A 22015-nucleotide genomic window follows, 5' to 3' on the forward strand; every position below is an offset into this window, starting at 1 on the left:
GATGTATATATATTTAAATGGACAAATAATTCGTCAGGAAGAAGCGGTTATCTCTGTTTTTGACCATGGATTTATGTATGGCTTAGGCTTATTTGAAACATTGCGTGTATATGATGGACATCCTTTCTTATTAGATGATCATCTTAAACGATTAAATGATGGGTTATCGGAGCTGAATATAGAAAAATTTTATGAGCGAGAAGAAGCAGTATCTATTATAAAAGCACTGCTCAGTATAAATAACATAGAAAATGCCTATATCCGCTGGAATGTTTCAGCAGGAAATGGCATGATTGGACTGCAAACAGAGCCGTATACACAACCAAATACGATTGTGTATATAAAACATCTTCCAAAGGCAGCTGGTATGGTTGAAAAAACAGGGCAAATAGTCACAGTTCCAAGGAATACACCAGAGGGATTCTTTCGCTTAAAATCACATCATTATTTAAATAATATTCTTGCCAAGAGAGAGATTGGGCCAGAGCCGACGAGGGAAGGAATTTTTTTGACGAAGGAAGGATATTTAGCAGAAGGTATTACCTCTAATATTTTCTGGGTTGTAGATGGAGAGCTTTATACTCCTAGCTTGCAGACAGGAATATTAAATGGCATCACAAGGCAGTTTATTGTAAAACTTGCACAGGTTTATGGGGTTGCTGTGAAAGAAGGCATTTTTTCACGAGATATTCTTGCAAGTGCCAAAGAGATATTTGCAACAAATTCCATTCAGGAAATTATTCCGATTAAAAGAATCGATAAGTATGAATATAAGGGAAAAGAGGGTCCTGTTGTTACAATGCTATATAATGAATATAGAAAACATACGAATCAATTATGGTCTGTAAAAGAGTTGGAGGGAATAAGGGAATGGTAAATAAAATTGATTGTGGTCCATATACGTTAAACTATGATCAAAAAACAATCATCATGGGAATTTTAAATGTAAATCCTGATTCTTTTTCTGATGGAGGAAAATATAACGAAATGGATAGAGCTGTTAAACATGCCGTCCAGATGGTGGAGGATGGAGCAGATATTATTGATATAGGAGGGGAATCCACCAGACCAGGTTATACAGAAATATCGATTGAAGAAGAATTAGAACGGGTAATTCCGATTATTGAACGATTAGCTAACGAAGTGAATGTTCCTCTATCGATTGATACATATAAAGGAGAAGTGGCGAGACAATCTTTACAGGCGGGTGCTCATATTATCAATGATATATGGGGAGCAAAAAGAGACCCTAGTATGGCTGAGGTTGCAGCTGAATATCAAGCTCCTATTATCTTAATGCATAATAGAGATAATCTTAGCTATACTTCTTTTTTGGAAGATGTAGTGTCTGATTTGCAGGAAAGTATTGATATGGTAAAGGGAGCTGGAGTTTCTGCGGAGAAAATCATTCTTGATCCAGGTATTGGATTTGCGAAAGATTTAAAGGGGAATTTGGACATGATGCGCGGCTTAGATAAGCTTGTTGAAATGGGCTATCCTGTCTTGTTGGGAACCTCGAGGAAATCATTGATTGGCCATGTATTAAATTTACCTGTTAGCGAACGATTAGAAGGAACAGGTGCAACTATATGCTATGGCATTCAAAAAGGATGTCAGTTAATTCGCGTTCATGATGTGAAAGAAATGACAAGAATGGCGCGGATGATGGATGCTTTGATGGAAAAGGGTGAGTACAGTGGATAAAATAATATTAAACCAAATGGAGTTCTATGGTTACCATGGTGTGTTTAAAGAAGAGACTAAGTTAGGCCAGCGTTTTATAGTGGATTTACAAGCAGATGTAGATTTAGCAAAAGCGGGAGCAACAGATGACTTACAGTATTCGGTTAATTATGGCCAGCTATTCTTCGATGTAAAGGAGATTGTGGAAGGGGAGCCATATAAATTGATTGAAGCGGTAGCGGAGAATATTGCAAAAAAATTATTAGAATCCTACTCTCTTATTGAAGGTTTAACAGTTCGGATCATTAAGCCAGATCCACCGATTCCAGGACACTATAAATCAGTTGCGGTAGAAATCACAAGGAAAAGAAAAGAATGAATAAAGTTTATTTATCTTTAGGGTCGAATATAGGAAATCGGTTGGAATATATACATGAAGCTGTACAAATGCTACATAATCAGGAAGAGATAAAGGTGGTAAATATTTCATCTGTTTATGAGACGGATCCAGTTGGATATGAGGAACAAGCACTATTTTTGAATATTGTCATACAGGTTGAAACTTCCTTAAATCCATGTTCCTTATTAGAACAATGTCAAAATATCGAAAGTGAACTTGGAAGAAAAAGGATAATTAGATGGGGGCCAAGAACAATAGACCTTGACATTTTATTGTATAATCAAGAAAATATAGTATCAGAGAAGCTGATTATTCCACATCCAAGAATAGAAGAGAGAGCATTTGTTTTAGTGCCATTAATAGAAATTGCTCCAGACATAAAGTTACCAAATAAACCAATACTTTTAAAAGAAAGTTTGCAGCTTTTGCGAGATAGAGAAGGAGTAAGGGTATGGAAACAACGGAAAAATGGGGAAGACGTATTCGGGCTTTTCGGAAGCTAAAAGGATATACACAGGAAGGTTTAGCAAAAGAGTTACTCGTTTCTGTTTCTATTTTAGGAGAGATTGAGCGAGGTAATCGGATGCCTTCAGAAGAAATGATTGATTCTATTGTAGATGTGCTAAAGATAACGAGAGAAGAGTTAGATCCACTTCAAAATAAATAAGCACGGTTCATCAGGGAGGTAAAAGATTGTTTAAAATAGGAAATGTTGAAATTAGTAACCGTGTTGTTCTTGCGCCAATGGCTGGTATTTCAAATTCTGCTTTTCGTCTAACAGTGAAGGAATTTGGAGCGGGTCTTGTTTGTGCGGAAATGATTAGTGATAAAGGGATTGTTTTAAAAAACAAAAAAACAATGAACATGCTCTATATTGATGAGCGTGAAAATCCAATGAGTTTACAGATTTTCGGCGGAGAAAAGGAAACATTAGTAGAAGCGGCGCAATTTGTTGATCAGAATACCAATGCAGATATTATCGATATTAACATGGGATGTCCGGTTCCAAAGATTACAAAATGTGATGCAGGGGCTAAATGGCTGTTAGATCCGGATAAAATTTATGATATGGTTTCTGCTGTTGTAGAAAATGTTCGTAAACCAGTAACGGTTAAAATGCGTATGGGCTGGGATGAAGACCATATATATGCAGTAAGAAATGCTCAAGCGGTTGAACGCGCAGGTGGAGCGGCGGTTGCCCTGCATGGCAGAACTCGTGTCCAGCTTTATGAAGGGACTGCAAACTGGGATATTATTCGTGAAGTAAAACAATCAATCAATATTCCTTTAATGGGGAATGGAGATGTAAATACACCCCAAGATGCGAAAAGAATGTTAGATGAAACTGGCTGTGATGGTGTTATGATTGGAAGAGCTGCGCTTGGAAATCCATGGATGATTTATAGTACGGTTAAGTATTTAGAAACGGGTGCGTTAGTTAGTGATCCATCCGTTCGAGAGAAGATGGATGTATGCATCTTGCACTTGGATCGGTTAATCCATTTAAAAGGGGAGTATGTAGCCGTTCGAGAAATGCGAAAACATGCTGCTTGGTATTTGAAGGGCATTAAAGGAAATGCGAAAACAAGAAGTGCTATTAATGAATGTGAGACTAGGGAACAATTAGTAACGATCTTGAATGCATTAGTCTTGGAAGTAGAAGCAAGAGGACATTCTGAAATCGAAGTAGGTTAATTTTGAACGTAACTGTTTAAATTTCCTGTAATATGTGTAAAAATAAAGCTGTTAGACAAAAAATCTAACAGTTTTTTTTCTTTTTTAGTGTCTGTATTCGTGACATTGTGTAGAATAATAAAGTATGTATAAATTGAACGATTCCTTTTTTAGGTGATCATACATAAAAAAGATGTTGGAGATGATTAAGCATGAGTCATGAAGAATTAAACTTAAATGACCAATTACTAGTTAGACGTAACAAAATGAATGAGTTGCGTGAACAAGGAATAGATCCGTTTGGTAAACGTTTTGATAGAACTCATTTATCTGAAGCTTTAAAAAAACAATATGAATCTCTAGATAAAGAAGAACTAGAGGAAAAGAATATCTCTGTTTCTATTGCGGGAAGAGTAATGACAAAAAGAGGAAAAGGGAAAGCTGGATTTGCTCATATTCAAGATCTTGAAGGACAAATTCAACTGTATGTTCGTAAAGACAATGTAGGCGAAGAGCAATACGCTATTTTTAACTCTGTGGATTTAGGAGATATTGTTGGTGTAGAAGGTGTTTTATTTAAAACGAACGTAGGGGAACTTTCTGTTAAGGTTCAAGATTTTACTTTACTTACAAAGGCTCTTCGTCCTTTACCTGATAAATTCCATGGTTTGAAAGATATTGAGCAACGTTATCGCCAACGATACTTAGACTTAATTTCAAGTGAAGAAAGTAAGAATACATTTATTCTGCGCAGCAAGATCATTCAATCCATGCGCCGTTATTTAGATAGCCATGGCTATCTAGAAGTAGAAACGCCAATGATGCATTCTATTGCAGGTGGAGCTTCTGCACGTCCGTTTATTACACATCATAACGCGTTAGATATGCCTTTATATATGCGTATCGCTATTGAGCTTCATTTAAAAAGATTGATAGTTGGCGGATTAGAAAAAGTATACGAAATTGGCCGCGTATTCCGTAATGAAGGAGTATCAACAAGACATAATCCAGAATTTACGATGATTGAGCTTTACGAAGCTTATGCTGATTATCGTGATATTATGAGTCTTACAGAAAACTTAGTTGCTCATATTGCACAAGAAATCCATGGCTCTACAACTGTAACATACGGAGACTACCAAGTTGATTTAAAACCAGAATGGACAAGACTTCATATGGTAGATGCGATTAAGGAATACACAGGTGTAGACTTCTGGCCAGAGATGAGTGTGGAAGAGGCTAGGAGATTAGCGAAAGAAAATGATATTGAAATTAATGAAAATATGACGTATGGCCATATTGTTAATGAGTTTTTTGAGCAAAGAGTAGAAGAAAAATTAATTCAGCCTACTTTCATTTATGGTCATCCTTTAGAGATTTCGCCATTAGCGAAGAAAAATGAAAAAGATCCTCGTTTTACAGATCGTTTTGAACTGTTCATAGTAGGAAGAGAGCATGCAAATGCCTTCACTGAATTAAATGATCCTATTGATCAACGTGAAAGATTTGAAGCACAATTAAAAGAACGTGAGCAAGGAAATGATGAAGCACACTTAATGGATGAGGATTTTGTAGAGGCATTAGAATATGGGATGCCTCCAACAGGTGGATTAGGTATTGGTATTGACCGCCTAGTAATGCTGTTAACAAATTCTCCTTCTATTAGAGATGTACTATTATTCCCGTTAATGAGACATCGCTAAATAGGATATGGCACCCTTAAAAGGTGCCGTATTTTTATATTAGTAATGATGTTGAACTATATAGAAGAGAGGGGGAAAGGGATAAGAAAAATAGTATAAGGTTAGCAGGAGAACTTATTTATCCCTTATTATATTATCTGAATAAAGAGAGAATACGCAGAAGAATAATAAGAATATTTTTTCTTTTAAAAAGTAGTTGCATAGAGAGTTAAACGGTGGTATATTAATATTCGTTGCTGAAATAAGCGACGATGAAACAAAAAAGAAAATGAAAAAAGTGTTGACATCGAAAATGGCTTCTGGTAATATTAAAAAGTCGCCGATGACGACGATGAAATTGCTCTTTGAAAACTGAACAAACAAACGTCAACAATAAATCGTTTTATAACGAATGTTGTAAAACAAAAAAAGCAACAAAAAGCTAGAGTTTAGCAATGAGCTAATCAACTCTTTATTGGAGAGTTTGATCCTGGCTCAGGACGAACGCTGGCGGCGTGCCTAATACATGCAAGTCGAGCGGACTTTAAAAGCTTGCTTTTAAAGTTAGCGGCGGACGGGTGAGTAACACGTGGGCAACCTGCCTGTAAGACTGGGATAACTTCGGGAAACCGGAGCTAATACCGGATAATCCTTTTCCTCTCATGAGGAAAAGCTGAAAGACGGTTTACGCTGTCACTTACAGATGGGCCCGCGGCGCATTAGCTAGTTGGTGAGGTAACGGCTCACCAAGGCGACGATGCGTAGCCGACCTGAGAGGGTGATCGGCCACACTGGGACTGAGACACGGCCCAGACTCCTACGGGAGGCAGCAGTAGGGAATCTTCCGCAATGGACGAAAGTCTGACGGAGCAACGCCGCGTGAGTGATGAAGGTTTTCGGATCGTAAAACTCTGTTGTTAGGGAAGAACAAGTACAAGAGTAACTGCTTGTACCTTGACGGTACCTAACCAGAAAGCCACGGCTAACTACGTGCCAGCAGCCGCGGTAATACGTAGGTGGCAAGCGTTGTCCGGAATTATTGGGCGTAAAGCGCGCGCAGGCGGTCCTTTAAGTCTGATGTGAAAGCCCACGGCTCAACCGTGGAGGGTCATTGGAAACTGGGGGACTTGAGTGCAGAAGAGAAGAGTGGAATTCCACGTGTAGCGGTGAAATGCGTAGAGATGTGGAGGAACACCAGTGGCGAAGGCGACTCTTTGGTCTGTAACTGACGCTGAGGCGCGAAAGCGTGGGGAGCAAACAGGATTAGATACCCTGGTAGTCCACGCCGTAAACGATGAGTGCTAAGTGTTAGAGGGTTTCCGCCCTTTAGTGCTGCAGCAAACGCATTAAGCACTCCGCCTGGGGAGTACGGCCGCAAGGCTGAAACTCAAAGGAATTGACGGGGGCCCGCACAAGCGGTGGAGCATGTGGTTTAATTCGAAGCAACGCGAAGAACCTTACCAGGTCTTGACATCCTCTGACACTCCTAGAGATAGGACGTTCCCCTTCGGGGGACAGAGTGACAGGTGGTGCATGGTTGTCGTCAGCTCGTGTCGTGAGATGTTGGGTTAAGTCCCGCAACGAGCGCAACCCTTGATCTTAGTTGCCAGCATTCAGTTGGGCACTCTAAGGTGACTGCCGGTGACAAACCGGAGGAAGGTGGGGATGACGTCAAATCATCATGCCCCTTATGACCTGGGCTACACACGTGCTACAATGGATGGTACAAAGGGCAGCAAAACCGCGAGGTCGAGCAAATCCCATAAAACCATTCTCAGTTCGGATTGTAGGCTGCAACTCGCCTACATGAAGCTGGAATCGCTAGTAATCGCGGATCAGCATGCCGCGGTGAATACGTTCCCGGGCCTTGTACACACCGCCCGTCACACCACGAGAGTTTGTAACACCCGAAGTCGGTGGGGTAACCTTTTGGAGCCAGCCGCCTAAGGTGGGATAGATGATTGGGGTGAAGTCGTAACAAGGTAGCCGTATCGGAAGGTGCGGCTGGATCACCTCCTTTCTAAGGAAAATGGAATTTACATTCCATCAAAGATTGTTGACGATTTGATTGTTCAGTTTTGAGGGAGCAATTCCTCAAAATGATAGGCTGAATAAGCCTGATTGTTCCTTGAAAACTAGATTATGAAAAGTAAGAACCAAGAAAGAAACCGAGTAATCGCCATCTTAGATTCTCTATTTTAAATAGAAGAATGAAAAAAACTAAGGCTTTAAGCCAATTAGTTAAGTTAGAAAGGGCGCACGGTGGATGCCTTGGCACTAGGAGCCGATGAAGGACGGGATTAACACCGATATGCTTTGGGGAGCTGTAAGTAAGCTTTGATCCAGAGATTTCCGAATGGGGAAACCCTCTATCCGTAATGGGATAGAATCTTTACCTGAATACATAGGGTACTGAAGGCAGACCCGGGGAACTGAAACATCTAAGTACCCGGAGGAAGAGAAAGCAAACGCGATTCCCTGAGTAGCGGCGAGCGAAACGGGATTAGCCCAAACCAAGAGGCTTGCCTCTTGGGGTTGTAGGACACTCTATATGGAGTTACAAAGGAACGGGGTAGACGAATCGATCTGGAAAGGTCAGTCGTAGAAGGTAAAAACCCTGTAGTCGAAACTTCGTTCCCTCTTGAGTGTATCCTGAGTACGGCGGGACACGAGAAATCCCGTCGGAAGCAGGGAGGACCATCTCCCAAGGCTAAATACTCCCTAGTGACCGATAGTGAACCAGTACCGTGAGGGAAAGGTGAAAAGCACCCCGGAAGGGGAGTGAAATAGATCCTGAAACCGTGTGCCTACAAGTAGTTAGAGCCCTTTTATGGGTGATAGCGTGCCTTTTGTAGAATGAACCGGCGAGTTACGATTACATGCGAGGTTAAGTTGAAGAGACGGAGCCGCAGCGAAAGCGAGTCTGAATAGGGCGAAATAGTATGTGGTTGTAGACCCGAAACCAGGTGATCTACCCATGTCCAGGGTGAAGTCCAGGTAACACTGGATGGAGGCCCGAACCCACGCACGTTGAAAAGTGCGGGGATGAGGTGTGGGTAGCGGAGAAATTCCAATCGAACTTGGAGATAGCTGGTTCTCTCCGAAATAGCTTTAGGGCTAGCCTCAAGATTTAGAGTATTGGAGGTAGAGCACTGTTTGGACTAGGGGCCCCCATCGGGTTACCGAATTCAGACAAACTCCGAATGCCAAATACTTATTCTTGGGAGTCAGACTACGAGTGATAAGATCCGTGGTCAAGAGGGAAACAGCCCAGACCACCAGCTAAGGTCCCAAAGTATACGTTAAGTGGAAAAGGATGTGGAGTTGCTTAGACAACCAGGATGTTGGCTTAGAAGCAGCCACCATTTAAAGAGTGCGTAATAGCTCACTGGTCGAGTGACTCTGCGCCGAAAATGTACCGGGGCTAAACGTATCACCGAAGCTGTGGATTGACATCTATGATGTCAGTGGTAGGAGAGCGTTCTAAGGGCGTTGAAGCTAGACCGTAAGGACTGGTGGAGCGCTTAGAAGTGAGAATGCCGGTATGAGTAGCGAAAGATGAGTGAGAATCTCATCCACCGAATGCCTAAGGTTTCCTGAGGAAGGCTCGTCCGCTCAGGGTTAGTCGGGACCTAAGCCGAGGCTGAAAAGCGTAGGCGATGGACAACAGGTTGATATTCCTGTACCACCTTTAAATCGTTTGAGCAATGGGGGGACGCAGGAGGATAGGGTAAGCGTGCTGTTGGATTAGCACGTCCAAGCAGTTAGGCTGGTAATGAGGCAAATCCCATTACCACATAAGCGGAGCTGTGACGGCGAGGGAAATATAGTACCGAAGTTCCTGATTCCACACTGCCAAGAAAAGCCTCTAGCGAGATTTAGGGTGCCCGTACCGCAAACCGACACAGGTAGGCGAGGAGAGAATCCTAAGGTGAGCGAGAGAACTCTCGTTAAGGAACTCGGCAAAATGACCCCGTAACTTCGGGAGAAGGGGTGCTCTTGCGGGTGCAAGCCTGCGAGAGCCGCAGTGAATAGGCCCAGGCGACTGTTTAGCAAAAACACAGGTCTCTGCGAAGCCGCAAGGCGAAGTATAGGGGCTGACACCTGCCCGGTGCTGGAAGGTTAAGAGGAGGGGTTAGTCGTAAGACGAAGCTCTGAATTGAAGCCCCAGTAAACGGCGGCCGTAACTATAACGGTCCTAAGGTAGCGAAATTCCTTGTCGGGTAAGTTCCGACCCGCACGAAAGGTGTAACGATCTGGGCACTGTCTCAACGAGAGACTCGGTGAAATTATAGTACCTGTGAAGATGCAGGTTACCCGCGACAGGACGGAAAGACCCCGTGGAGCTTTACTGCAGCCTGATATTGAATTTTGGTACAGCTTGTACAGGATAGGTAGGAGCCTTGGAAGCCGGAGCGCCAGCTTCGGTGGAGGCATTGGTGGGATACTACCCTGGCTGTATTGACATTCTAACCCGCACCCCTGATCGGGGTGGGAGACAGTGTCAGGTGGGCAGTTTGACTGGGGCGGTCGCCTCCTAAAAAGTAACGGAGGCGCCCAAAGGTTCCCTCAGAATGGTTGGAAATCATTCGTAGAGTGTAAAGGCACAAGGGAGCTTGACTGCGAGACCTACAAGTCGAGCAGGGACGAAAGTCGGGCTTAGTGATCCGGTGGTTCCGCATGGAAGGGCCATCGCTCAACGGATAAAAGCTACCCCGGGGATAACAGGCTTATCTCCCCCAAGAGTCCACATCGACGGGGAGGTTTGGCACCTCGATGTCGGCTCATCGCATCCTGGGGCTGTAGTCGGTCCCAAGGGTTGGGCTGTTCGCCCATTAAAGCGGTACGCGAGCTGGGTTCAGAACGTCGTGAGACAGTTCGGTCCCTATCCGTCGTGGGCGTAGGAAATTTGAGAGGAGCTGTCCTTAGTACGAGAGGACCGGGATGGACGCACCGCTGGTGTACCAGTTGTCTTGCCAAAGGCATCGCTGGGTAGCTATGTGCGGAAGGGATAAGTGCTGAAAGCATCTAAGCATGAAGCCCCCCTCAAGATGAGATTTCCCATAGCGCAAGCTAGTAAGATCCCTGAAAGATGATCAGGTTGATAGGTCAGAGGTGGAAGCGTGGCGACATGTGGAGCTGACTGATACTAATAGATCGAGGACTTAACTAAAATGAAAAGCGGAAACGCCTGTTTATCGGCGTACAAACTGGAGGAGCATCGACTGAGATAAAGGAAACACGATGAACGTAAGTGAATCGATGTGGACTTATCGTAGGGAGATGATCAGAAGTTTGATAGGCGATAGGCGTTGGAGCTGGACAATACTGATTACTCATTCTTTCTTTTACTTCATAATCTAGTTTTGAGGGAACAACCTCACAAATAAATAGTCTGGTGGCGATAGCGAGAAGGTCACACCCGTTCCCATACCGAACACGGAAGTTAAGCTTCTCAGCGCCGATGGTAGTTGGGGGTTCTCCCCCTGTGAGAGTAGGACGTCGCCAGGCGTTATAAATGGAGGATTAGCTCAGCTGGGAGAGCATCTGCCTTACAAGCAGAGGGTCGGCGGTTCGATCCCGTCATCCTCCACCATTTATTATTGGACAACTATATTTACGCCGGTTTAGCTCAATTGGTAGAGCAACTGACTTGTAATCAGTAGGTTGGGGGTTCAAGTCCTCTAGCCGGCACCACTTTATGAGCCATTAGCTCAGTTGGTAGAGCATCTGACTTTTAATCAGAGGGTCGGAGGTTCGAATCCTCCATGGCTCATCTTATTTTTGTCTGCGGGTGTGGCGGAATTGGCAGACGCACTAGACTTAGGATCTAGCGCCGCAAGGCGTGGGGGTTCGACTCCCTTCACCCGCACCAATTTACTATCAATTAAATAGATGCGGAAGTAGTTCAGTGGTAGAACACCACCTTGCCAAGGTGGGGGTCGCGGGTTCGAATCCCGTCTTCCGCTCCATAAAACAATGCCGGGGTGGCGGAACTGGCAGACGCACAGGACTTAAAATCCTGCGGTAGGTGACTACCGTACCGGTTCGATTCCGGTCCTCGGCACCATTGTTTTTATATTAATGCGCCCGTAGCTCAATTGGATAGAGCGTCTGACTACGGATCAGAAGGTTATGGGTTCGACTCCTTTCGGGCGCGCCATTATATTTCGGGAAGTAGCTCAGCTTGGTAGAGCACTTGGTTTGGGACCAAGGGGTCGCAGGTTCGAATCCTGTCTTCCCGACCATTATTTTCATTATATGGGGCCTTAGCTCAGCTGGGAGAGCGCCTGCCTTGCACGCAGGAGGTCAGCGGTTCGATCCCGCTAGGCTCCACCAAAAAAATATATTGACAGGTTTATTTATAACTGTTATTATATAAAAGTTGCCTCTGATGGCAACGATAAATTGCTCTTTGAAAACTGAACAAACAAACGTCAACAATAAATCGTTTTATAACTAACGTTATAGAATGATAACAAGTAATAAAAAGCTAGAGTTTAGCAATGAGCTAATCAACTCTTTATTGGAGAGTTTGATCCTGGCTCAGGACGAACGCTGGCGGCGTGCCTAATACATGCAAGTCGAGCGGACTTTAAAAGCTTGCTTTTAAAGTTAGCGGCGGACGGGTGAGTAACACGTGGGCAACCTGCCTGTAAGACTGGGATAACTTCGGGAAACCGGAGCTAATACCGGATAATCCTTTTCCTCTCATGAGGAAAAGCTGAAAGACGGTTTACGCTGTCACTTACAGATGGGCCCGCGGCGCATTAGCTAGTTGGTGAGGTAACGGCTCACCAAGGCGACGATGCGTAGCCGACCTGAGAGGGTGATCGGCCACACTGGGACTGAGACACGGCCCAGACTCCTACGGGAGGCAGCAGTAGGGAATCTTCCGCAATGGACGAAAGTCTGACGGAGCAACGCCGCGTGAGTGATGAAGGTTTTCGGATCGTAAAACTCTGTTGTTAGGGAAGAACAAGTACAAGAGTAACTGCTTGTACCTTGACGGTACCTAACCAGAAAGCCACGGCTAACTACGTGCCAGCAGCCGCGGTAATACGTAGGTGGCAAGCGTTGTCCGGAATTATTGGGCGTAAAGCGCGCGCAGGCGGTCCTTTAAGTCTGATGTGAAAGCCCACGGCTCAACCGTGGAGGGTCATTGGAAACTGGGGGACTTGAGTGCAGAAGAGAAGAGTGGAATTCCACGTGTAGCGGTGAAATGCGTAGAGATGTGGAGGAACACCAGTGGCGAAGGCGACTCTTTGGTCTGTAACTGACGCTGAGGCGCGAAAGCGTGGGGAGCAAACAGGATTAGATACCCTGGTAGTCCACGCCGTAAACGATGAGTGCTAAGTGTTAGAGGGTTTCCGCCCTTTAGTGCTGCAGCAAACGCATTAAGCACTCCGCCTGGGGAGTACGGCCGCAAGGCTGAAACTCAAAGGAATTGACGGGGGCCCGCACAAGCGGTGGAGCATGTGGTTTAATTCGAAGCAACGCGAAGAACCTTACCAGGTCTTGACATCCTCTGACACTCCTAGAGATAGGACGTTCCCCTTCGGGGGACAGAGTGACAGGTGGTGCATGGTTGTCGTCAGCTCGTGTCGTGAGATGTTGGGTTAAGTCCCGCAACGAGCGCAACCCTTGATCTTAGTTGCCAGCATTCAGTTGGGCACTCTAAGGTGACTGCCGGTGACAAACCGGAGGAAGGTGGGGATGACGTCAAATCATCATGCCCCTTATGACCTGGGCTACACACGTGCTACAATGGATGGTACAAAGGGCAGCAAAACCGCGAGGTCGAGCAAATCCCATAAAACCATTCTCAGTTCGGATTGTAGGCTGCAACTCGCCTACATGAAGCTGGAATCGCTAGTAATCGCGGATCAGCATGCCGCGGTGAATACGTTCCCGGGCCTTGTACACACCGCCCGTCACACCACGAGAGTTTGTAACACCCGAAGTCGGTGGGGTAACCTTTTGGAGCCAGCCGCCTAAGGTGGGATAGATGATTGGGGTGAAGTCGTAACAAGGTAGCCGTATCGGAAGGTGCGGCTGGATCACCTCCTTTCTAAGGAAAATGGAATTTACATTCCATCAAAGATTGTTGACGATTTGATTGTTCAGTTTTGAGGGAGCAATTCCTCAAAATGATAGGCTGAATAAGCCTGATTGTTCCTTGAAAACTAGATTATGAAAAGTAAGAACCAAGAAAGAAACCGAGTAATCGCCATCTTAGATTCTCTATTTTAAATAGAAGAATGAAAAAAACTAAGGCTTTAAGCCAATTAGTTAAGTTAGAAAGGGCGCACGGTGGATGCCTTGGCACTAGGAGCCGATGAAGGACGGGATTAACACCGATATGCTTTGGGGAGCTGTAAGTAAGCTTTGATCCAGAGATTTCCGAATGGGGAAACCCTCTATCCGTAATGGGATAGAATCTTTACCTGAATACATAGGGTACTGAAGGCAGACCCGGGGAACTGAAACATCTAAGTACCCGGAGGAAGAGAAAGCAAACGCGATTCCCTGAGTAGCGGCGAGCGAAACGGGATTAGCCCAAACCAAGAGGCTTGCCTCTTGGGGTTGTAGGACACTCTATATGGAGTTACAAAGGAACGGGGTAGACGAATCGATCTGGAAAGGTCAGTCGTAGAAGGTAAAAACCCTGTAGTCGAAACTTCGTTCCCTCTTGAGTGTATCCTGAGTACGGCGGGACACGAGAAATCCCGTCGGAAGCAGGGAGGACCATCTCCCAAGGCTAAATACTCCCTAGTGACCGATAGTGAACCAGTACCGTGAGGGAAAGGTGAAAAGCACCCCGGAAGGGGAGTGAAATAGATCCTGAAACCGTGTGCCTACAAGTAGTTAGAGCCCTTTTATGGGTGATAGCGTGCCTTTTGTAGAATGAACCGGCGAGTTACGATTACATGCGAGGTTAAGTTGAAGAGACGGAGCCGCAGCGAAAGCGAGTCTGAATAGGGCGAAATAGTATGTGGTTGTAGACCCGAAACCAGGTGATCTACCCATGTCCAGGGTGAAGTCCAGGTAACACTGGATGGAGGCCCGAACCCACGCACGTTGAAAAGTGCGGGGATGAGGTGTGGGTAGCGGAGAAATTCCAATCGAACTTGGAGATAGCTGGTTCTCTCCGAAATAGCTTTAGGGCTAGCCTCAAGATTTAGAGTATTGGAGGTAGAGCACTGTTTGGACTAGGGGCCCCCATCGGGTTACCGAATTCAGACAAACTCCGAATGCCAAATACTTATTCTTGGGAGTCAGACTACGAGTGATAAGATCCGTGGTCAAGAGGGAAACAGCCCAGACCACCAGCTAAGGTCCCAAAGTATACGTTAAGTGGAAAAGGATGTGGAGTTGCTTAGACAACCAGGATGTTGGCTTAGAAGCAGCCACCATTTAAAGAGTGCGTAATAGCTCACTGGTCGAGTGACTCTGCGCCGAAAATGTACCGGGGCTAAACGTATCACCGAAGCTGTGGATTGACATCTATGATGTCAGTGGTAGGAGAGCGTTCTAAGGGCGTTGAAGCTAGACCGTAAGGACTGGTGGAGCGCTTAGAAGTGAGAATGCCGGTATGAGTAGCGAAAGATGAGTGAGAATCTCATCCACCGAATGCCTAAGGTTTCCTGAGGAAGGCTCGTCCGCTCAGGGTTAGTCGGGACCTAAGCCGAGGCTGAAAAGCGTAGGCGATGGACAACAGGTTGATATTCCTGTACCACCTTTAAATCGTTTGAGCAATGGGGGGACGCAGGAGGATAGGGTAAGCGTGCTGTTGGATTAGCACGTCCAAGCAGTTAGGCTGGTAATGAGGCAAATCCCATTACCACATAAGCGGAGCTGTGACGGCGAGGGAAATATAGTACCGAAGTTCCTGATTCCACACTGCCAAGAAAAGCCTCTAGCGAGATTTAGGGTGCCCGTACCGCAAACCGACACAGGTAGGCGAGGAGAGAATCCTAAGGTGAGCGAGAGAACTCTCGTTAAGGAACTCGGCAAAATGACCCCGTAACTTCGGGAGAAGGGGTGCTCTTGCGGGTGCAAGCCTGCGAGAGCCGCAGTGAATAGGCCCAGGCGACTGTTTAGCAAAAACACAGGTCTCTGCGAAGCCGCAAGGCGAAGTATAGGGGCTGACACCTGCCCGGTGCTGGAAGGTTAAGAGGAGGGGTTAGCACGTTAGTGCGAAGCTCTGAATTGAAGCCCCAGTAAACGGCGGCCGTAACTATAACGGTCCTAAGGTAGCGAAATTCCTTGTCGGGTAAGTTCCGACCCGCACGAAAGGTGTAACGATCTGGGCACTGTCTCAACGAGAGACTCGGTGAAATTATAGTACCTGTGAAGATGCAGGTTACCCGCGACAGGACGGAAAGACCCCGTGGAGCTTTACTGCAGCCTGATATTGAATTTTGGTACAGCTTGTACAGGATAGGTAGGAGCCTTGGAAGCCGGAGCGCCAGCTTCGGTGGAGGCATTGGTGGGATACTACCCTGGCTGTATTGACATTCTAACCCGCACCCCTGATCGGGGTGGGAGACAGTGTCAGGTGGGCAGTTTGACTGGGGCGGTCGCCTCCTAAAAAGTAACGGAGGCGCCCAAAGGTTCCCTCAGAATGGTTGGAAATCATTCGTAGAGTGTAAAGGCACAAGGGAGCTTGACTGCGAGACCTACAAGTCGAGCAGGGACGAAAGTCGGGCTTAGTGATCCGGTGGTTCCGCATGGAAGGGCCATCGCTCAACGGATAAAAGCTACCCCGGGGATAACAGGCTTATCTCCCCCAAGAGTCCACATCGACGGGGAGGTTTGGCACCTCGATGTCGGCTCATCGCATCCTGGGGCTGTAGTCGGTCCCAAGGGTTGGGCTGTTCGCCCATTAAAGCGGTACGCGAGCTGGGTTCAGAACGTCGTGAGACAGTTCGGTCCCTATCCGTCGTGGGCGTAGGAAATTTGAGAGGAGCTGTCCTTAGTACGAGAGGACCGGGATGGACGCACCGCTGGTGTACCAGTTGTCTTGCCAAAGGCATCGCTGGGTAGCTATGTGCGGAAGGGATAAGTGCTGAAAGCATCTAAGCATGAAGCCCCCCTCAAGATGAGATTTCCCATAGCGCAAGCTAGTAAGATCCCTGAAAGATGATCAGGTTGATAGGTCAGAGGTGGAAGCGTGGCGACATGTGGAGCTGACTGATACTAATAGATCGAGGACTTAACTAAAATGAAAAGCGGAAACGCCTGTTTATCGGCGTACAAACTGGAGGAGCATCGACTGAGATAAAGGAAACACGATGAACGTAAGTGAATCGATGTGGACTTATCGTAGGGAGATGATCAGAAGTTTGATAGGCGATAGGCGTTGGAGCTGGACAATACTGATTACTCATTCTTTCTTTTACTTCATAATCTAGTTTTGAGGGAACAACCTCACAAATAAATAGTCTGGTGGCGATAGCGAGAAGGTCACACCCGTTCCCATACCGAACACGGAAGTTAAGCTTCTCAGCGCCGATGGTAGTTGGGGGTTCTCCCCCTGTGAGAGTAGGACGTCGCCAGGCTGCCAAAAAGTTCTAAAAGCGTTAAGCTTTTAGAACTTTTTTTATTGCTTTTATCGATAAATGACTTTCTTATAATTCCCCCCATACTATGTAAAAAAGCCTCTTTTTTTATCACATTAAAAGATATACATTACACAAATTATTAAACTTGAAAATTGCAATAAATCAGACTATAGTTAATATAATCTTTAAACATATGCCTTTTCTTCCATGAAAGAATGGGGATAGCAGGTTTGGAATAACTAAAAAATGGGAAAATTAATAAAACGTCTTCCTTGCTAAATAATATTTTTATCGTGTATAATTATAGTCAAATATAGTCAAAGTCAGAAGGGGGAGGCTTGGTGAGAAATATTTCGGATATAATTGAGAATTACTTAAAAGAAGTATTAGAAATGAGCGAAAAATCATTAGTAGAAATAAAACGAAGTGAAATCGCTGATAAATTTGAGTGCGTACCATCACAGATTAATTATGTAATCAATACTCGTTTTACGATAGAAAAAGGGTATGTGGTGGAAAGTAAACGTGGTGGCGGTGGTTTTATTCGAATTATGAAAGTCCAAACATATGATCATGCCCATTTAATTGACCAATTACTATCCCTTATTCAAAGTCGGATACCTCAAAATAGTGCAGAAGATTTAATTCTTCGATTAGTAGAAGAAGATGTTATCAATAAGCGAGAAGCGAAGATAATGTTAAGCGTAATTGATCGTTCTGTATTATATTTAGAATTACCATATAGAGATGAATTAAGAGCAAGATTATTAAAGGCGATGTTAACTTCATTAAAATATAAATAATATCCCTGTGCATAAATTGAGGTGAGGATTATGATGTGTTCCGAATGTAATCAAAGACCAGCTACTTTACATTTTTCTAAAAATATCAATGGCAAAATAACAGAGTTTCATTTGTGTGAGCATTGTGCAAAGGAAAATGGTGATATATTTATGACGAATGGCTCATCTGGTTTATCTTTGAATAGTTTATTAGCTGGGTTATTAAATATAGAGCCAAGTTTTCAACATATCACAGAAGATACCTATAAGAGACAGCAGCCGTTACAGTGCAAAGAGTGTAATATGACATTTTCTCAATTCAGGAAATTAGGTAAACTAGGTTGTCCTCATTGCTACGATACATTTAAAGACCAGCTGCTGCCATTTATAAAGCGGCTCCATGGTGGGAATATTGAGCACAAAGGAAAAATTCCAGAGCGTATTGGAGGCCATTTTCTCATTAAAAAGGAAATTGAGCAGTTGCGAATAGAGTTAAAAGAACTAATAAACAACGAAGAATTTGAAAAGGCAGCAGTCATTCGAGATGAAATAAAAGATAAAGAAAAGCAGTTAACTTCTTTTACTGAGGGAGGGGAGTAACGTGTCTTTAGAAAAATTTATAAGTAAAGCACGAACTTCATGGATGTGTTCCGATGGTCCTGATTCTGAAATCGTTCTTACCTCTCGAATCCGATTAGCAAGGAATATAGAGGGCGTGAAATTTCCTCTTTTATTTTCAAAAGAAGAAGCTGAGAATGTGATTCAACAGGTTGAGGGTGCAATCATAAATGAGTCCAATCAACCTTTTGGTCAATTGGAACTTCTTTCGATGAATAATTTAAATACATTGGAAAAAAGAGTCCTTGTGGAGAAACATTTAATTAGTCCTCAGCTGGCAGAGCAGTCTCCTAATGGAGCAGTCATCTTATCAGAGGATGAAGAAGTAAGTATTATGATTAATGAGGAAGATCATATTCGTATTCAGTGTATAAAGCCTGGTCTTCAAATAGAAGAAGCGATTAAAGAAGCTAATATAATTGATGATTTATTAGAAAAAAAGGTCAATTATGCTTACCATGTAGAAATGGGATATCTGACAAGCTGTCCAACTAATATCGGAACAGGATTAAGAGCTTCTGTTATGATGCATCTACCGGGAATGGTATTAACCCAGCAAATGAACCGAATTATTCCAGCGATTCAACAGCTTGGATTAGTAGTTAGAGGAATCTATGGAGAAGGCAGCGAAGCCCTCGGAAATATTTTTCAAATTTCTAATCAGATAACACTAGGTAGATCAGAAAAAGACATCATCGAGGAACTAAAAAGCGTTGTTACTCAATTAATTGAGCAAGAAAAAGAAGCAAGGAATGCATTAGCACAAACCTCAAACATACAATTAGAAGATAGGGTTTTTCGTTCATACGGTATACTGTGTAATAGTCGTATTATGGAAACAAAGGAAGCAGCTAAATGTCTATCCGATGTTCGGTTAGGAATTGATATGGGATATATAAAAAATATATCGAAAAGCATCCTGAATGAATTAATGATTCTTACCCAGCCTGGATTTTTACAACTATATGCTGGAGAAGAGATGAATCCAAATGAACGCGATATTCGTCGTGCAGTCTTAATAAGAGAAAGATTAAAATTGGAAACAGAATAGAGATTCTAAGGAGGATGAAAGTATGATGTTTGGCCGATTTACAGAAAGAGCGCAGAAAGTATTAGCACTTTCCCAGGAAGAAGCAATTCGATTAGGTCACAATAATATTGGTACAGAGCATATCTTATTAGGATTAGTTCGTGAAGGAGAGGGAATTGCTGCAAAGGCATTGCAAGCACTTGGATTAGGTGCTGAAAAAATCCAAGAGGAAGTAGAAAACTTGATTGGTCGTGGTCAAGATACAACTCAAACCGTACCACATTATACACCAAGAGCTAAAAAAGTGATTGAACTATCCATGGATGAAGCAAGAAAATTAGGTCACTCCTATGTGGGCACAGAACATATTCTTTTAGGCTTAATTAGAGAAGGTGAAGGGGTAGCTGCCAGAGTATTAAATAATTTAGGTGTAAGCCTAAATAAAGCGCGTCAACAAGTCCTCCAGTTGCTTGGCAGTAGTGAATCAGGAAATCATCCAGGCGGCTCTGCTGCTAGTGCTAATACACCAACGCTTGATAGTTTAGCTCGAGATTTAACTGCTATTGCAAGAGAAGGAAGTCTTGATCCTGTTATAGGGAGAAGCAAAGAAATCCAACGTGTTATTGAAGTATTAAGCAGACGGACAAAAAATAATCCTGTATTAATAGGGGAACCTGGTGTTGGTAAAACTGCTATTGCAGAAGGTCTTGCACAACAAATTGTTCAAAATGAAGTTCCAGAAATTTTGAGAGATAAACGTGTAATGACATTAGATATGGGAACAGTTGTTGCTGGTACGAAATACCGTGGTGAATTTGAGGATCGCTTGAAAAAGGTGATGGATGAAATTCGCCAGGCTGGTAATATCATTCTTTTCATTGATGAGCTGCATACATTAATCGGTGCAGGTGGTGCAGAAGGTGCTATTGATGCTTCAAATATTCTAAAGCCATCCTTAGCTAGAGGAGAGCTTCAATGTATTGGTGCCACAACATTAGATGAATATCGTAAATATATTGAAAAAGATGCAGCGTTAGAAAGAAGATTCCAGCCGATCACGGTTGATGAGCCTACTAGTGATGAATCTATTCAAATTTTAAAAGGCTTAAGAGACCGTTATGAGGCGCACCATCGGGTATCAATTACAGACGATGCAATTGAAGCAGCTGTAAAATTATCTGATCGCTATATTTCAGATCGTTTCTTACCAGATAAAGCAATTGACTTAATTGACGAAGCTGGTTCTAAGGTTCGATTAAGATCTTATACAACTCCACCAAACTTGAAAGAATTAGAAGTGAAGTTAGAAGAAGTACGTAAAGAGAAGGATGCTTCTGTGCAAAGTCAAGAGTTCGAAAAGGCTGCTTCTTTACGGGATACAGAACAAAGATTGAGAGAACAGTTAGAAGAAACGAAGAAAAATTGGAAAGAGAAGCAAGGACAAGAAAATACAGAGGTGACAGTAGAAGATATTGCAAGTGTAGTATCTAGCTGGACTGGAATCCCTGTATCTAAGCTTGCGCAAACAGAAACCGATAAATTACTGAACATGGAAAATATCCTTCATAATCGCGTAATTGGTCAAGAAGAAGCAGTTATTGCTATTTCTAAAGCAGTAAGACGTGCAAGAGCTGGTTTGAAAGATCCGAAGAGACCAATAGGTTCCTTTATTTTCCTTGGTCCTACTGGGGTAGGGAAGACTGAACTTGCTCGAGCGCTGGCAGAGTCCATGTTTGGTGATGAAGATGCCATGATCCGTATTGATATGTCTGAATATATGGAGAAACATTCTACTTCTAGATTGGTTGGATCTCCTCCTGGTTATGTAGGATATGAAGAAGGCGGACAATTGACAGAGAAGGTTAGAAGAAAACCATATTCTGTTGTTCTTTTAGATGAAATTGAAAAAGCGCATCCCGATGTATTTAATATTTTACTTCAAGTGCTGGAGGATGGCCGTCTAACAGATTCGAAAGGAAGAACGGTTGATTTCCGAAACACTGTATTAATTATGACTTCCAACGTTGGAGCTTCTGCATTAAAACAAAATAAATATGTTGGATTTAATGTGCAAGATGGAGATCAAGATTATAAAGATATGAAGGGCAAAGTAATGGAAGAGCTGAAAAGAGCATTCCGTCCAGAGTTCTTAAACCGTATCGATGAAACAATCGTTTTCCATGCATTAGAGAAGAAGCATTTAAAAGAAATTGTTACTTTAATGGCAGATCAGTTAGTTAAACGTCTAACAGAACAGGATATTCAATTGACTATCACAGAAGCGGCCAAAGAAAAAATTGCGGAAGAAGGCTATGATCCGGAGTATGGAGCGAGACCACTTCGTCGTGCAATACAAAAGCATATAGAAGATCGATTATCTGAAGAACTTCTAAAGGGCACAGTATTAACTGGTCAGCAAATTGAATTGGATGTCGAAAATGGTGAGTTTACTGTGAAGGTGAACGGTGCAGAGCCAGCGGTAAATCTACAAAAATAATACCAAGAACAATTATAAAGTGACACACGTATTACAGCTTTACGTGTGTCCTTTCTTTATTTAAGATAAAATAGAAAAAATT

General features: G+C 43.6%; 11 protein-coding genes, 9 tRNA genes and 6 rRNA genes. All 26 read left to right on the forward strand.

The features are described from left to right. Nucleotide 1: 1 nt before the first annotated feature. Complete coding sequence (gene pabC, locus MHH96_RS06130) at nt 2–877, forward strand: aminodeoxychorismate lyase (protein ID WP_047944402.1); 876 nt, start codon at nt 2–4, stop codon at nt 875–877. After that, nucleotides 871–1704: a dihydropteroate synthase gene (folP, locus tag MHH96_RS06135; protein ID WP_047944403.1), complete on the forward strand. Its 834-nt coding sequence runs from the start codon at nt 871–873 to the stop codon at nt 1702–1704. The genes pabC and folP overlap by 7 nt, the downstream gene beginning before the upstream one ends. Continuing rightward, nucleotides 1697–2062, forward strand: a complete 366-nt coding sequence (folB, locus tag MHH96_RS06140; protein WP_047944404.1) for a dihydroneopterin aldolase — start codon at nt 1697–1699, stop codon at nt 2060–2062. The genes folP and folB overlap by 8 nt, the downstream gene beginning before the upstream one ends. Beyond that, nucleotides 2059–2586 (forward strand): 2-amino-4-hydroxy-6-hydroxymethyldihydropteridine diphosphokinase, encoded by a 528-nt coding sequence (gene folK / locus MHH96_RS06145; protein ID WP_047944405.1) that lies wholly within the window; start codon nt 2059–2061, stop codon nt 2584–2586. The genes folB and folK overlap by 4 nt, the downstream gene beginning before the upstream one ends. Next, nucleotides 2535–2750, forward strand: coding sequence for a helix-turn-helix domain-containing protein (locus MHH96_RS06150; RefSeq protein WP_047944406.1), 216 nt, complete (start codon nt 2535–2537; stop codon nt 2748–2750). The genes folK and MHH96_RS06150 overlap by 52 nt, the downstream gene beginning before the upstream one ends. A gap of 26 nt (nt 2751–2776) precedes the next feature. Further along, complete coding sequence (gene dusB, locus MHH96_RS06155; RefSeq protein WP_047944407.1) at nt 2777–3778, forward strand: tRNA dihydrouridine synthase DusB; 1002 nt, start codon at nt 2777–2779, stop codon at nt 3776–3778. A 191-nt stretch (nt 3779–3969) separates the two neighbouring features. Then, a complete protein-coding gene (gene lysS, locus MHH96_RS06160) occupies nt 3970–5460 on the forward strand; it encodes a lysine--tRNA ligase (protein ID WP_047944408.1) in 1491 nt (496 codons plus the stop codon). A 451-nt stretch (nt 5461–5911) separates the two neighbouring features. Then, nucleotides 5912–7459 (forward strand): 16S ribosomal RNA (locus MHH96_RS06165). 219 nt (nt 7460–7678) lie between these two features. Further along, a 23S ribosomal RNA gene (locus MHH96_RS06170) occupies nt 7679–10612 on the forward strand. A gap of 221 nt (nt 10613–10833) precedes the next feature. Further along, a 5S ribosomal RNA gene (gene rrf / locus MHH96_RS06175) occupies nt 10834–10950 on the forward strand. A 9-nt stretch (nt 10951–10959) separates the two neighbouring features. Continuing rightward, nucleotides 10960–11035: transfer RNA gene (locus MHH96_RS06180), tRNA-Val, on the forward strand. A 25-nt stretch (nt 11036–11060) separates the two neighbouring features. Beyond that, nucleotides 11061–11136 (forward strand) — tRNA-Thr (locus tag MHH96_RS06185). 6 nt (nt 11137–11142) lie between these two features. Then, nucleotides 11143–11215: transfer RNA gene (locus MHH96_RS06190), tRNA-Lys, on the forward strand. 14 nt (nt 11216–11229) lie between these two features. Then, nucleotides 11230–11314: transfer RNA gene (locus MHH96_RS06195), tRNA-Leu, on the forward strand. Between the two features lie 22 nt (nt 11315–11336). After that, nucleotides 11337–11411, forward strand: a tRNA-Gly gene (locus tag MHH96_RS06200). Between the two features lie 9 nt (nt 11412–11420). Further along, nucleotides 11421–11509 (forward strand) — tRNA-Leu (locus MHH96_RS06205). Between the two features lie 16 nt (nt 11510–11525). Next, nucleotides 11526–11602 (forward strand) — tRNA-Arg (locus MHH96_RS06210). Nucleotides 11603–11610: 8 nt separating this feature from the next. After that, nucleotides 11611–11687, forward strand: a tRNA-Pro gene (locus tag MHH96_RS06215). A gap of 15 nt (nt 11688–11702) precedes the next feature. Continuing rightward, nucleotides 11703–11778 (forward strand) — tRNA-Ala (locus MHH96_RS06220). A 184-nt stretch (nt 11779–11962) separates the two neighbouring features. Beyond that, nucleotides 11963–13510, forward strand: a 16S ribosomal RNA gene (locus MHH96_RS06225). A gap of 219 nt (nt 13511–13729) precedes the next feature. Next, nucleotides 13730–16665, forward strand: a 23S ribosomal RNA gene (locus MHH96_RS06230). Between the two features lie 221 nt (nt 16666–16886). Beyond that, nucleotides 16887–17003 (forward strand): 5S ribosomal RNA (gene rrf, locus MHH96_RS06235). The 16S, 23S and 5S rRNA genes sit together here with 9 tRNA genes alongside, the layout of an rRNA operon. 344 nt (nt 17004–17347) lie before the next feature. Then, nucleotides 17348–17809: a CtsR family transcriptional regulator gene (locus MHH96_RS06240; protein WP_047943688.1), complete on the forward strand. Its 462-nt coding sequence runs from the start codon at nt 17348–17350 to the stop codon at nt 17807–17809. A gap of 30 nt (nt 17810–17839) precedes the next feature. Then, the gene (locus MHH96_RS06245) at nt 17840–18388 is read left to right on the forward strand and encodes a UvrB/UvrC motif-containing protein (RefSeq protein WP_047943689.1); all 549 of its coding nucleotides are present in this window, start codon (nt 17840–17842) and stop codon (nt 18386–18388) included. A gap of 1 nt (nt 18389) precedes the next feature. Then, nucleotides 18390–19457 (forward strand): protein arginine kinase, encoded by a 1068-nt coding sequence (locus MHH96_RS06250; protein ID WP_047943690.1) that lies wholly within the window; start codon nt 18390–18392, stop codon nt 19455–19457. A gap of 22 nt (nt 19458–19479) precedes the next feature. Continuing rightward, nucleotides 19480–21933: an ATP-dependent protease ATP-binding subunit ClpC gene (clpC, locus tag MHH96_RS06255; RefSeq protein WP_047943691.1), complete on the forward strand. Its 2454-nt coding sequence runs from the start codon at nt 19480–19482 to the stop codon at nt 21931–21933. Nucleotides 21934–22015: the final 82 nt, after the last annotated feature.

The organism is Niallia sp. FSL K6-0212, from assembly GCF_038007605.1.
GTDB lineage: Bacteria > Bacillota > Bacilli > Bacillales > Cytobacillaceae > Niallia > Niallia circulans.

Coding starts and splice junctions, on each gene's coding strand:
- pabC (WP_047944402.1), top strand. CDS start 2: ATGTATATATATTTAAATGGACAAATAATTCGTCAGGAAGAAGCGGTT.
- folP (WP_047944403.1), top strand. CDS start 871: ATGGTAAATAAAATTGATTGTGGTCCATATACGTTAAACTATGATCAA.
- folK (WP_047944405.1), top strand. CDS start 2,059: ATGAATAAAGTTTATTTATCTTTAGGGTCGAATATAGGAAATCGGTTG.
- MHH96_RS06150 (WP_047944406.1), top strand. CDS start 2,535: ATGGAAACAACGGAAAAATGGGGAAGACGTATTCGGGCTTTTCGGAAG.
- lysS (WP_047944408.1), top strand. CDS start 3,970: ATGAGTCATGAAGAATTAAACTTAAATGACCAATTACTAGTTAGACGT.
- MHH96_RS06245 (WP_047943689.1), top strand. CDS start 17,840: ATGATGTGTTCCGAATGTAATCAAAGACCAGCTACTTTACATTTTTCT.
- clpC (WP_047943691.1), top strand. CDS start 19,480: ATGATGTTTGGCCGATTTACAGAAAGAGCGCAGAAAGTATTAGCACTT.